The organism is Francisella salina, from assembly GCF_000219045.1.
In the GTDB taxonomy this organism is placed as follows: domain Bacteria; phylum Pseudomonadota; class Gammaproteobacteria; order Francisellales; family Francisellaceae; genus Francisella; species Francisella salimarina.
In genome coordinates, this window is record NC_015696.1 from 1213599 (window position 1) to 1226592 (window position 12994).

The following is a 12994-nucleotide window of genomic DNA, read 5'->3' on the forward strand; positions in this document are numbered from 1 at the left end:
AATTATTATTTGAAGTTAACCAAAAATTTACTTATATGAAAATAACAATTCGTACCTTAGCGATTGTCTTCTTGGCATTAGTTACTACATCAGTGTACGCAGTGCCTGCTAAAGGTACATTTACAGCAGAGTCGGCGTGTCAAGCGTATATATCAAAAAACAAAATGACTAACCCTGATAATACTTATGTAATTGCAGGGCAAACTTACTCTATTCAGGAAAAAAATAAAGATACTAATCCTGATTGGTTTAGAGTATTTATTTCAAATGCTAGTGAAAGCCAGTTGCACTGGGTAAGTAGTAGTTGTGGTATCGCAGATATTGAAGAAGGAGGTGATACTCCTGCTAAACAATATGTCCAAGAGCCTGGACTTGCTGATAGCTATGTATTAGCTTTAAGTTGGCAGCCTGCATTTTGTGAGACTTATGGCTTCAGTGCTGGAAAGCAAGAGTGTAAAAATCTACCTGTAGATAGTGCAGCGGCTAAGAGTTTTTCGCTACATGGATTTTGGCCAAATCAAGATACTTGTGGTACTAATTATGGTTTTTGTGATGCTCAGAAACAATCTGATTTTTGTAATTATGCGCCATTAAATTTAGATGATAAAACTATGGAGTTGCTGCATAGTGTGATGCCAGGATATAATGACTCTTCATGTTTACAACGCCATGAATGGTATAAGCATGGAACTTGTCAATTACATGATCAAAACCAATATTATACTCAAGCAGTTACTTTTGTAAACCAAATAAATGATTCAAAATTAGAGCAGCTATTTAGCCAAAATATTGGTAAAGATATAACTATTGAACAGTTTGATAATGCTTTTAATCAAAGCTTTGGGGCAGGTACTAGTAATAAAGTATATCTAAATTGTAAAGATGGTATGCTAGTTGATGTGTATATATCATTATCTAAAAATGCTGATGAGCCAAACCAAAAAGATTTGTCTGCTTTGCTAGCTAATGCACCAAATGCTAACCAAAGTACATGTCCAAATACATTTAAAATTTCTAATTTTTCTCATAATGTGGGTTAGTTCTATAGATATAAAATATCACTCTATTTTGTAATATTTTGGAATGACATAATGAAAAAATGATGTCATCCTATGGCTTGACCATAGGATCTAAAGGATATTGATAACATCTCTACTCTGTTAATGGATACTACGGTCGGAGCCGTAGTATGATGAATAGTATTGATTTTATTTTCTAATAATTTATTTTATGGACTACTAACTGCTAATGTACTGTGATTATATATGTTAATTAATTCAAAACTCGATATTATGATAAGTATTTATTTTATTGAGATTGAAACTAGTTCAGAATGATAGAATAGATAGAGGAACTTGCAAATTTAGTTTTGTATGATATTAAGTAAATCTCTATCCATCAAATGACTAGGTAATACATTTGAAAGCGAATTTAAGATGTTGCTAGGTACTTTTGGATTTTCATGTGCTAGATCTTGGATAAGTTTTTTAACCTTTTTTCTTTTAAGATTTTCTTGTGATCCACATAGGTTACAAGGGATTATCGGAAGCTGCTCTTCTTTAGCAAATTCGATAAGATCTCGCTCTTGAACTAGTACCATTGGGCGAATTACAGTATTTTCACCATCTTGAGTTATATACTTAGGTGGCATAGACTTGATTTGTCCTTGATAAAGTATCGACATTAGCAATGATTCGATCAGATCATCGCGATGATGTCCTAGAATGATTTTATCCATTTTATGCTCTTTTGCATATCTGTAGATGTTACCACGACGAAGTCTCGAGCATAACGAACAATAAGTCTTACCCTCTGGAACCTTATCTATAACAACACCATAAGTGTTTTTTGTTTCAATCTCATAAGATATACCTAGATCGTCAAGATATTTTCTAAGTTGACTATCATCCCAACCAGGTTGAGACTGATCTAATGTATACACATGAAGATCAATATCATAAGTTCCATCTTTGACAAGACCATGCAAAACTTTTAATAATCCAAAAGAATCCTTACCTCCTGATAGACATAGCATAACCTTATCACCTTTTTCGATAAGCTTATAATCAGCTATAGCCTTAGTAATATAGTGACGGAGTTTTTTTTCAGTTTTGCTTATTTTTATTTCAGTCATTTTATCTATGCGCCTTCTTAAAGATTCTATCTTTTTCGCGAGCCCAATCTTTATCTTTTTGAGCCTGACGCTTGTCGTGAACTTTTTTACCCTGAGCAAGAGCTATCTCAACTTTCACACGAGGACCTTTCCAATACATAGCTAAAGGCACACATGTAAATCCCTTTTGCTCAATTCGTCCCATGATTTTATCTATTTCACGGCGATTAAGTAATAGTTTACGATTTGCTGAAGCATCAGCTACAACATGAGTAGATGCTGATAATAGAGGAGTTATTAGACAATTAAAAAGCCAAGCTTCGCCACGCTTGATATGCACATGGCTATCTATCATCTGTACTTTACCAGCTCTGATACTTTTTACTTCCCATCCTTGTAGTACTACTCCAGCTTCAAATTTCTCGAGAATAGTATAATCATGGAAGGCTTTTTTATTCCTAGCAATAGTTGCTGGAGAAACCTTATGTTTACTCATAACTTTATTATTTTTTGTAAAAGATATACAATGTAACGCTATATATTATCAGCAAAACACAAAAGATTAAATAAATGAATAAAGTTAATAAATCTGCAATTGTTAATTATACTGCTTCACAAATGTATGATCTTGTAAATGATATTAAAAGCTATCCTGAATTTTTGCCGATGTGCTATGATATTGAGATTTTTGAACACACGGAAACAGAAGCAAAAGCATCTCTAAAAATCAAATCAGGATTTGTGAAATTGGATTTTGCTACACATAATACAATGGTAAAAGATGAGCATATTCATTTAAATCTTATGAATGGACCATTCAAAAGTTTAACAGGTGATTGGAAATTTGAACCTCAAGATGAAAATTCATGTAAAGTATCATTGGACATGGAGTTTACCTTTGAAAATAAATTTGTGGAAATGGCTCTTGGTCCAGTATTTCGTGGGCTTGCAGATAAGATGTTGGGAGCATTTTGTAAACGTGCAGAAGAGGTTTATAAATAGTGAAAGTAGAAGTCATTTATGCTTTACCTAATGAGCAGAAGTCTTTTTATGTTGAGTCTGATGATTCTCTGACTGTTAGAGAAGCTATTATTCAGTCAAAAATCTTAGATGTTTATTCTGAATTAGACAGTATCGAAAATCTTAAAGTTGGTATCTATGGACAAATGATTGATCTAGATCATGTCCTTGAAGATAGAGATAGAATTGAGATATACAGAAATCTAACTATTGATCCAAAACAAGCCCGTATGCTAAGAGCAGAACAAAAGCGTAAAAGAGAAGGCATTAGAGGTTTTGGTGCTTAAAGTACAAATTTCTGCCATCAAATTATTGGTGATGCAAAGTGTTTTATATAACGATTTCTTTGATCCTCAGTTGCTCTGTTCCTTACCCACTCTCTTATTTGGTATTCGCTAGCAGGAATATTGAAAGTATCATTTGTTATATTAGCCCAGTTGTGAGCAAGTACTTCCCAAGACTGACTCCATGGATTTTTAGTAGCACTTCCATCATTATACACAAGTTCTTTATAGTAGGATGTAAATCTGATTGCTTCTGCCAGTAATGCAATACTTCTTACGTGCTCATCAGCAAACTTAGATTTAAAATTGACTCCATTAAAATAACCTTTTGCCATAAAACTATTCATAATTGTTTCTTTAGTATAGTTTTGATTTTTTCCGTCAACATTTGCATAGTTTTCATTTGTTAGTTTATGGAATTTGTAGCTTGCTAGATCTTCATAATCTAGGTTGTCATCAGTTTTTCTTCCAACCTCTTTAAAGTAAACTCTATTATCAAATTTAAAGGCTATATTTGTATCAGAATTATATATTATAAGTGATTCATTTCCCTTTACTTTATTATTATTCTCATTGGTGTATGCATTCAAAGCACAGCTATGTAATTCTCTAAATTCCATCTGATTATTTACTTCGCAAAAATGATTATTTGCATATAATGAGGTTGCTGTAGATATACATATAATAAATCCAGTAATTTTTTTCATTTTTAATCCTTATTTAAATGATTTCTGTTATTTAGGATATATTATTCATCTTTTAATGTTACTTATTGTTTTAAAATGTAAATTATTGTTAAGTTTAATTCTTTGTAACTCCAGCTAAAGAGTGTGAATTTAGTTGTAATTGCAAAAAATAATGATTTGTACAAATTATTTCTAAGTTAGTAAGAAAATTAAGATCTAAAGTTATCTAGGTCTTAATTTGATTTGGATTTTTTGTGTACAGATTATAGAAAAAAGAGATATCATTATCTAGTAGTATATGAGATACTTTTTTTGTGAAAAATGGTAATGATTTTAAATAAAAAAATAGCTATTATAGGAGCTGGACTAGCAGGATGTTCATTAGCTTATGAATTAAGTAGGTTCGCTAACTTTGGTATAACTATATTTGATAAAAACTCTGATACTGCAACAGAAGCTTCTGGTAATTATGCGGGAATTTTAGAACCATATCTGACTTCAGATAATAATTTTTCAGATCAGTTTCATACACTAGGATATAGTACATTATTAGAGTTTATAAATCAGTATCGTAATGATATCGAAATTTGTAATCAGGGTGTCTTGCAAATATTAAGTGATGAAAAAGAACTAAATAGATATCAAAAGATTTTTACAAAAAGAGTGATAGCTGATGATTTAGCTAGAATAATATCTCATCAAGAGCTTTCGCAATTACTTGGCAAAGATACTCATAACATGGCTGTATATTACCCTAATGCTTTATCTGTGGTACCTAAAAGTATTTGTCAGCTATGGCTTAAATTATCAACTGCTAAATTAAAATTAAATAATGAGCTCTTGGGTATTAAGAAATTAGAGAATAATACTTGGCAATTAGAATTTAATAATTTTACTGAAGATTTTGATATTGTGATATTTGCTGGAGGGTATCCATTATTTAAAAATATTTCTCTGCTGCAAAATATTCCGGTATACCCATCACAAGGACAGCTAACAGTTATCAAAAGATGTTTTGATATCTCAAATAATATTATGGATAAAGGATATATAATCCCTAATTATAAAGATAATCTACAAGTTATTGGAGCAACATTTCGAGATAATAATGATACTAGCGGAGATATAAGACAGAAAGATAATGTTTTTAATATTAATCAAATTAAGCAAATATTTGATGACAAAGATTATAATGTTGAAATTATTAATTCAAGAGTAGCTACGAGATGTGTAACTTCTGATCATTTACCACTTGTTGGTAGGCTGGCAGACTATAATAGTTTTGAACAAGTTTTTTATAAGCCTCTGTCTAAAGGCTATCCAAAATCAAAAATGCCAAATATTGAGTATCAACAAGGTCTATATATATCTTCAGGATTTGGCTCAAAAGGTTTATGTTCATCATTATTAGCGGCTCAGATTATCACAGCATACATAACAAATCAAAATCAAAAATACTCGGATAAATTATTAGAAGCACTTGCTATAGAGCGTTTTTGGACTAGAAGCTTCAAGAAAGGTCAAAAATTTTCATAAAATACTACTTCAGTATGTATATATAGCAATTATTAGCTATAATTGTGAAATTTTTAGGAATCAATTTAATAAGTTCATGAAATTAAAAATAAAAAAGAGTATTTTGTTACTCGCCACTATCATAGCATTATCAGGTTGTTCAATTAAATGGGAGACACCAGTTAATGATAGAGATCCTTATGAAAACTATAATCGTAAGATGTTTCATTGGAATAATGAATTATATGAGGATCTGACACCTGTAGCAAAAGCCTATAATTTCATTATGCCAGAAGCAGCACAAACAGGTATATTTAATTTTTTTCAAAATCTTTTTGAGCCCAGTCGAGTAGCGAATGATCTTTTTCAAGGCGAGTGGAGTTATGCTGGAGATGATAGTATGAGATTTTTGGAAAATACAACTCTTGGGATAGTAGGTATTTTTGATGTAGCTGGTAGTAGGTTTGGATTGCCAATGCGTTATCATCAGGATTTTGCAGTTACTCTTCATAAATGGGGGGTATATAAGAAAGGATATGCTTCACCATATATTGTTTGGCCAGTTTTTGGACCTGGTACGATAGAGGGAGTTAGTAATGGCGTAGATGCTATGTTTAATCCTCTGTCGTATTTGTTTTTGGCTCCAGGAGTAGGTACATTTACAGCCTATGCTGTAAACTATAGTGTATATGGATTATATTATACCAATGAAGGAGTCTCTTATTTACCGGCATATTCAAACTTAGAAGAAGTATCGGTAGATCCATATGCAGCTATGAGAAATGCCTACCTCCAGAACTATGACTATGGTATGGCAAAAGTCCTTAAACAAAAAGATCCATCACTTGATAGTTCTCAAAGTGACCAAGCAATATTAAGTGTTTTAGGTATTAAAAACAAAAATACTAAATCAGAAGTTGCCTATAGTGATGAAAGCTTTGTCCAGGCATATCAAAACACTCCACCAGTTCTAAAAAGTAGTCTTGCTAGTGTAAATAAGGTTACTGAAGTTTAGTCTAAGTTATAAACAAGTCTTAAAAAATATCTTTTGTTTAGCTTAAAAAGTTTTTTTAAGGTATCGTTTTTTGATATCTTATATACTATGTTTGAAAAATAGTTACTGAGGTTTATTAGTGAAAAAACTATTTGTAAGTTTGATGTGTATGGTAATTTTTTTACCAAATTTAGCTTTGATTGCTGCACCAGTACCAACAGGTTATGATTTTATTCCTATTCAAGAAGAGATGCAAATTGCTCAACCAGTAGTTGCAACACATGGTATGGTTTCTTCTCAAGAGTCTTTAGCAAGTCAGGTTGGTTTAGATATATTAAAACAAGGTGGCAATGCTGTAGATGCAGCTGTTGCGGTTGGCTTTGCTTTGGCTGTTACATTACCTAGAGCTGGTAATCTTGGTGGTGGTGGCTTTATGATTATCCACTTACAAGATGGCAATAAGAATATAGCTGTAAACTACCGTGAAAAAGCTCCTGCAAAAGCATCTAAAGATATGTTTTTAAATGACAAGGGAGATGTTGATTATGCTAAAGTTTCTGGCTCATACAGTGCTTCAGGTGTGCCAGGTACTGTAGCTGGTTTAGTAGATGCTCAACAAAAATATGGTAAATTGAAATTATCACAAGTTATTGCTCCAGCTATCAAGCTTGCTGAAGATGGTATCCCAGTAAGCTATGACCTAAATCAGTCGCTTATAACTGCAAAACCATGGCTTGAAAAATCACCAGAAGCTATGAAGATTTTTTATCATAAAGATGGTTCTGCTTATAAGGTTGGAGAAATTTTAAAGCAGCCTGAACTTGCAAATAGTCTGAAACTAATAGCAAAACAAGGTAAAAAAGCTTTCTATGAAGGAGATATTGCTCATAAGATAGCAGATAGTATGGCTAAAAATGGTGGTTTAATCACATTACAAGATTTGAAAAACTACAATGTCGAAGAGATGAAGCCACTTAAAGGTACGTATAGAGGTTATACAGTATATTCTATGCCGCCACCAAGCTCCGGTGGTGTAATTCTGATAGAGTTATTAAATATTCTAGAGAACTTCCCATTAGCTGACTATGGTAACAATAGCGCTAAAACCATTAATCTTATGAGTAATGCAATGAGCTATGCTTATAATGATAGAAACTCTGATTTAGGAGATCCTGATTTTGTTAAGATGGATTTGGCTAAATTCTTGTCTAAAAAATATGCGAAACAGATTGCTCAAAAAATCACTACAGATAAGCATATCCCGAGTAAAGATATAAGTACAGTTGATCCAGAAGATCGCGAAAAGCTTCAGACTACTCAATTTAGTGTAGTTGATAAAGATGGCAATATGGTATCTAATACTTATACGCTTAATTATTCTTATGGGAATGGTATTGTTGTGCCAGGAACTGGTATATTGTTAAATAATGAAATGGATGATTTTGCAGCAAAAGTAGGCGTGGCAAATGTGTTTGGTTTAGTTCAAGGTGAAGCTAATACAGTTGCTCCAAATAAGCGACCATTAAGCTCAATGACCCCGACAATTGTTCTTGATAAAGATGGCAAGCCGTTTTTAGCTACAGGTTCACCAGGTGGAAGTCGTATTATTACAACAACATTACAAGTGATTTTAAACATCATAGACTATAATATGAATCTACAATCAGCAGTTAACAATCCTCGTATACATAGTCAACTATGGCCAGAAGAAATTGGTGTAGAGCAGGGTGTATCTGTGGATACTATCAATCTACTTAAAAAAATGGGTAACACTGTTACTCCTTATGCTGCTATGGGTGCTGCAGAGTCTGTAATGTCTGATGGACAATATGTCTATGGTGCAGCAGATCCACGTAGAGGTAATGCTTTAGCAATAGGCTATTGATTTAATCAAGTTATTTAAATTTTCTCATTCCTTTCTATCTCTAGGCGCAGCAGAGCTACCAGCAAGTATTCCTCCATCAACATTTAGCTCAATACCTGTAACATATTTTGACTCATCAGATGCTAAATATAATGCTGCATAAGCTACATCTTTTGCTTCGCCCATTCTTTTTAGAGGAATATCTTGAGAAATAATTTTTATTGTAGCTTCTTTTTGAGTTTCATCTTTCGGCAACATTTCATCCCACATTGGAGTCAATATAGCTCCGGGATGTATAGAATTACATCTAACTGAATAGTTCATATCAGCACAATATAGAGCAACTGATTTTGTATGATTTCTTACAGATGCTTTACTGGATGCATAAGCTACAGCCTGAGGGATTCCAACAATACCAGAGCGTGAAGAGATATTAACTATACTTCCACCATTTTCTTTCATAAGCTTGATAGCATATTTGCATCCTAATGCCACACCAGTAGAGTTTATAGAATGAATTTTATGCCAAGAATCCATGTCTAAATCTTCAGGGTTATGGGGTCCAGCACTTTCTATGAAACCTGTAATACCAGCATTATTAACTAAAATGTCTAATTTACCAAACTTGGATTCAATATATTTACTAATTTCTATCCAATTGCTTTCATTACTAACATCTAAATGCTTATATTCAGCATTAGCTGATTTAATGTTTTTAACTGTTTGATTACCTAAAGTATCATTTATATCAGAAGCAATAACAGTTGCCCCTTCACTAGCAAATAGTTCTGCTATAGCTTTACCTATTCCTCTAGCAGAACCGGTCACTAAAGTTATTTTATTTTTTAATCTTTTCATAATATGATCCCTAATTTTTTTAAAGGAGTTTTTAGATTAAAGAGAATTATAAGATGTATAAATTGTTATTATTATAGGGGGAGAATTTAATTAAAGCATACCACGAGCAGCTTTTTTACGATCAGACTCTGTTAGATGTTTTTTTCTTAATCTAATAGATTCAGGAGTAATTTCAACAAGCTCATCATCTTCAATAAACTCTAAAGCATACTCAAGAGTAAGTTTGATTGGTGTAACTAATGTAAGAGCATCATCTTTACCAGATGCACGAACGTTAGTTAGCTGTTTACCTTTACAAGGGTTAACCGCTAAGTCGTTATCTCTACTATGAATACCAATAATCATACCTTCATAAACATCTGTGCCATGAGAAATAAACATTTTGCCTCTTTCCTGTAGATTCCAAAGAGCAAAAGCTACTGCTTTACCTGCTAACATAGAAACTAGAGTACCATTCTGACGAGTTTCAAGAGTTTGCTTTTTCATAGGCCCATAATGATCAAATACTTTATTTAAAATACCTGATCCTGATGTAATAGTTAAAAATTCTGTATAAAAACCAATTAAACCGCGAGAAGGGATTATAAATTCAAGTTTTACACGACCTTTACCATCTGGCTCCATATTCTTAAGCTCACCTTGACGTAAGCCCATTCTTTCCATTACAGTACCTTGATGCTCTTCTTCAATATCTATAATTGCTTGCTCATACGGTTCATGTTTTTCGCCATCAACATCTTTGAAAATTACATGTGGACGAGATACTGCAATTTCATAACCTTCACGACGCATATTTTCAAGTAAGATTGAAAGATGAAGCTCACCACGGCCAGAGACCTTAAATTTATCAGGATCATCAAGCTGCTCAACTCTTAGAGCTACGTTTGTAAGTAGTTCCTTATCTAAACGATCTTTGATCTGGCGAGAAGTTACAAATTTACCTTCTTTACCAGCAAATGGAGAGTTGTTAACTTGGAAAGTCATGCTAATAGTTGGTTCATCTACAGAAAGCTCAGGTAACGCTTCTACTTTATCAGGACTACATAGTGTATCTGATATATTCAAACCTTCCATACCTGTTACACAAACAATATCACCAGCTTGTGCTTCAGGTACTTCAACTCTTTCTAATCCCATATAACCTAATATTTGTAAGACTCTACCGTTACGAGTTTTACCATCTTTACCAACAATAGTTACAGGAGTATTTGTTTTAACTTTACCTCTTTGGATACGACCAATACCAATAGTACCTGTGAAGTTAGAATAGTCTAAGGAAGATATTTGCATTTGGAATGGACCATTTTCATCAACAGCTGGATGCTCAACATTTTCAACAATAGCCTTGAAAAGATCTGTCATATCTTCTTTTTGTTCGCCAAGCTCATTAGTTGCCCAACCATTGATAGCTGAAGCATAAATAATAGGAAAATCTAATTGTTCATCAGTAGCACCCAGTCTATCAAATAGATCAAATACTTGATCGACTACCCAGTCAGGGCGAGCGCCATCTCTATCGATTTTGTTGATAACTACAATTGGTTTTAAACCTTGAGCAAAAGCTTTTTCTGTTACAAATCTTGTTTGAGGCATAGGACCATCAACAGCATCAACTAGTAGTAATACTGAGTCAACCATAGATAATACACGTTCAACCTCACCACCAAAGTCAGCATGGCCTGGAGTATCTACGATATTAATTCGGTAGTTATTCCATTTTAGAGCAGTGTTTTTTGCAAGGATTGTAATCCCTCTTTCTTTCTCAATGTCATTTGAGTCCATGACTCTTTCAACTTCTGGGCCACGAGTGTTTAGTGTACCAGATTGTTGTAATAGTTTATCAACCAGTGTAGTTTTACCATGGTCAACGTGTGCGATAATCGCAATATTTCTTAAATTCTCAATCATTAAATTTTACCTATTTTTATAAAATCACCAACAATTATAGACTAATAAGGTTTAAAAGTACCTAAAAATTAAATACTTTGATTTGATAATTGGTTTTCTAATTTCAATATCAAAATAATCTTTTATGAATTTGGGGTTGCTGAATGGTTTTGTTAAAATATAAACTAAACTTATTAGCAAATTATAGTTGGGGTATTTTGTTACAGCTCAATAGAATAAAAGCAATATTTAAAAGTAGAAACTCGTATAATAATACCTATGTTAGTGAACTAATATCATCGATTCATCGTGCTGATGTCAAAGCGGCGATACTATCTATACTTTGGGCAGCTGGACCAGTCACGATTATAGCTATAACTTTGGGGTATTATTTAAGTCATGGTCAAGGAGTTCCGCTAGTTACAGTTGCATATTTTTCTTTTTATGTGTTTTTTGTCGGTTTAGTAGGTTTTATTAGTAAAATAATTTTTGATTCTATCAAGCACCGTGAAAAAGAGTTGATGCAAGATAAGTTTCTATCTGTAATTGAGGAATCATATCAAAGTTTATATATGTCTAAAAAGCTTACTCTTAGTAATCTAACCGATCAGGTAAGAGATAATAAGATTGCTTATGAGATTCTTGCTAAGTCTCATCCAACAAGTAAAGAAATATTTTATGCATTTAAATTACATTTTAATAAGGAAATGGCAGAGTTTGCTGAGATCATATACCTGTATAGAGATAATGGTTTTCCTATAGACACTCCGAGTAATAAGCGTAAATTAAGAAGCTTCTATAAGCAAATAAATAGTAACCAGAATATTCCTGATGATTTAAGGATCAAGTTTCAAAATGCTTTAGTTGGTAAATATTCAGATTTGAAGAAAGGCCTTGATAGGAAAATAGGCTTTTTGTCTAAGATTTACAGTAGTGCAGGGATGTATAACTTGTATGATTTAGAAGATGCAAGTAATGTTATAACTCTTTTTATAGAATTATTATCTGGTAGAAAAATTTATTATTTGAAAGCAGTTTCTAAGTTTGAAGATACTAAAAAAGATTATTTATTTAATTCTATAGAGAAGTTAAGAACAGGAGTTCTTGAAAAATATAATCATATTTTAGGTATTTATAAACAATGTTATTTAGCTGTATCTGAAGTTGCGCCTGATCTAGATTTGATAGAAGTTGTTGATACAGCTCCAGATATAACAAACAATCTAAATCAATTAGAGCAATCAATAAAACAGCTATCTACAAAAAATCAGCCTAAAGAAATCAAAAAGCTAATACAGCAAAATAAAAATAGGTTTCATCAAAGAATGCGCATCATAAAAACTCAGCTTAAAAGGATGAATATTCTATTGAACCAATGGAAGTCTTTAGAGTTTGGTAGTGATGAGAAGTTGAGTAAAAATATAGAACATCAATTAGCTTATATCTTTCTCGAAGAGCAAATGAGAATGTCTATAGCTTATAAAATGTTTGAATATACCAACCATGAGCATGATTTTTCTTCGAAAACTGAGCAAATCAAAGCCTATGCTCGACAGATAGTAAAAATATTACAGGAGCCTCTAGATTTACAAGAATCTACAGTCTTAACGGCTATTGAAAGTTCTCCAAGGGCGAATCTTAGTAGTATAAGGTTTAGTAATTCAACAACAGAGAAGCTTAATACTACATATAATCTATGTAGATCTGTGAAGACAAATATTGTTGAATTAAGAAAGCAATTAAACAAAATATTAGTAGCACAGTATATTTAAC

At 32.5% G+C, this 12994-nt stretch carries 12 protein-coding genes; 7 read left to right on the forward strand and 5 right to left on the reverse strand.

What is annotated here, in order from left to right:
• The first annotated feature begins 35 nt into the window (after positions 1 to 35).
• Positions 36 to 1040: a ribonuclease T2 family protein gene (locus F7308_RS05925; protein WP_013922945.1), complete on the forward strand. Its 1005-nt coding sequence runs from the start codon at positions 36 to 38 to the stop codon at positions 1038 to 1040.
• Positions 1041 to 1363: 323 nt separating this feature from the next.
• On the opposite strand, the gene ttcA is transcribed toward F7308_RS05925, so the two are convergent.
• Positions 1364 to 2134 (reverse strand): tRNA 2-thiocytidine(32) synthetase TtcA, encoded by a 771-nt coding sequence (gene ttcA / locus F7308_RS05930; RefSeq protein ID WP_013922946.1) that lies wholly within the window; start codon positions 2132 to 2134, stop codon positions 1364 to 1366.
• Position 2135: 1 nt separating this feature from the next.
• Complete coding sequence (smpB, locus tag F7308_RS05935; RefSeq protein WP_013922947.1) at positions 2136 to 2609, reverse strand: SsrA-binding protein SmpB; 474 nt, start codon at positions 2607 to 2609, stop codon at positions 2136 to 2138.
• 74 nt (positions 2610 to 2683) lie between these two features.
• On the opposite strand from smpB, the gene F7308_RS05940 reads away from it, so the two are divergent.
• Entirely contained in the window at positions 2684 to 3115 is a 432-nt protein-coding gene (locus F7308_RS05940; protein ID WP_013922948.1) for a type II toxin-antitoxin system RatA family toxin, read from the forward strand.
• On the forward strand, positions 3115 to 3420 hold the full coding sequence (locus F7308_RS05945) for an RnfH family protein (protein WP_013922949.1): 306 nt from the start codon (positions 3115 to 3117) through the stop codon (positions 3418 to 3420). Before F7308_RS05940 ends, F7308_RS05945 begins: the two co-directional genes overlap by 1 nt.
• A 17-nt stretch (positions 3421 to 3437) precedes the next feature.
• Here the strand turns inward: F7308_RS05945 and F7308_RS05950 are convergent, their stop codons facing one another.
• The gene (locus F7308_RS05950; RefSeq protein ID WP_013922950.1) at positions 3438 to 4124 is read right to left on the reverse strand and encodes a hypothetical protein; all 687 of its coding nucleotides are present in this window, start codon (positions 4122 to 4124) and stop codon (positions 3438 to 3440) included.
• Between the two features lie 306 nt (positions 4125 to 4430).
• Here F7308_RS05950 and mnmC point away from each other — a divergent pair, with 306 nt between their 5' ends.
• The 3 genes from mnmC to ggt all read left to right on the forward strand — a co-directional run bounded on the left by mnmC (position 4431) and on the right by ggt (position 8497).
• Positions 4431 to 5639, forward strand: coding sequence for an FAD-dependent 5-carboxymethylaminomethyl-2-thiouridine(34) oxidoreductase MnmC (gene mnmC / locus F7308_RS05955; RefSeq protein WP_041263929.1), 1209 nt, complete (start codon positions 4431 to 4433; stop codon positions 5637 to 5639).
• A gap of 76 nt (positions 5640 to 5715) precedes the next feature.
• On the forward strand, positions 5716 to 6633 hold the full coding sequence (locus tag F7308_RS05960) for an MlaA family lipoprotein (RefSeq protein ID WP_013922952.1): 918 nt from the start codon (positions 5716 to 5718) through the stop codon (positions 6631 to 6633).
• 142 nt (positions 6634 to 6775) lie between these two features.
• Positions 6776 to 8497 (forward strand): gamma-glutamyltransferase, encoded by a 1722-nt coding sequence (gene ggt / locus F7308_RS05965; RefSeq protein ID WP_224728139.1) that lies wholly within the window; start codon positions 6776 to 6778, stop codon positions 8495 to 8497.
• A gap of 24 nt (positions 8498 to 8521) precedes the next feature.
• Here the strand turns inward: ggt and F7308_RS05970 are convergent, their stop codons facing one another.
• Together F7308_RS05970 and typA are read right to left on the reverse strand one after the other, a co-directional pair.
• Positions 8522 to 9334, reverse strand: coding sequence for an SDR family oxidoreductase (locus F7308_RS05970; RefSeq protein WP_013922954.1), 813 nt, complete (start codon positions 9332 to 9334; stop codon positions 8522 to 8524).
• Between the two features lie 90 nt (positions 9335 to 9424).
• Positions 9425 to 11242 carry a translational GTPase TypA gene (typA, locus tag F7308_RS05975; RefSeq protein WP_013922955.1) on the reverse strand — a complete coding sequence of 606 codons (1818 nt, stop codon included), beginning with the start codon at positions 11240 to 11242 and terminating at the stop codon, positions 9425 to 9427.
• Positions 11243 to 11436: 194 nt separating this feature from the next.
• Here typA and F7308_RS05980 point away from each other — a divergent pair, with 194 nt between their 5' ends.
• A complete protein-coding gene (locus F7308_RS05980; RefSeq protein ID WP_041263930.1) occupies positions 11437 to 12993 on the forward strand; it encodes a hypothetical protein in 1557 nt (518 codons plus the stop codon).
• Position 12994: the final 1 nt, after the last annotated feature.

Coding starts and splice junctions, on each gene's coding strand:
- F7308_RS05925 (WP_013922945.1), top strand. CDS start 36: ATGAAAATAACAATTCGTACCTTAGCGATTGTCTTCTTGGCATTAGTT.
- ttcA (WP_013922946.1), bottom strand. CDS start 2,134: ATGACTGAAATAAAAATAAGCAAAACTGAAAAAAAACTCCGTCACTAT.
- smpB (WP_013922947.1), bottom strand. CDS start 2,609: ATGAGTAAACATAAGGTTTCTCCAGCAACTATTGCTAGGAATAAAAAA.
- F7308_RS05940 (WP_013922948.1), top strand. CDS start 2,684: ATGAATAAAGTTAATAAATCTGCAATTGTTAATTATACTGCTTCACAA.
- F7308_RS05950 (WP_013922950.1), bottom strand. CDS start 4,124: ATGAAAAAAATTACTGGATTTATTATATGTATATCTACAGCAACCTCA.
- mnmC (WP_041263929.1), top strand. CDS start 4,431: ATGATTTTAAATAAAAAAATAGCTATTATAGGAGCTGGACTAGCAGGA.
- F7308_RS05960 (WP_013922952.1), top strand. CDS start 5,716: ATGAAATTAAAAATAAAAAAGAGTATTTTGTTACTCGCCACTATCATA.
- ggt (WP_224728139.1), top strand. CDS start 6,776: ATGTGTATGGTAATTTTTTTACCAAATTTAGCTTTGATTGCTGCACCA.
- F7308_RS05970 (WP_013922954.1), bottom strand. CDS start 9,334: ATGAAAAGATTAAAAAATAAAATAACTTTAGTGACCGGTTCTGCTAGA.
- typA (WP_013922955.1), bottom strand. CDS start 11,242: ATGATTGAGAATTTAAGAAATATTGCGATTATCGCACACGTTGACCAT.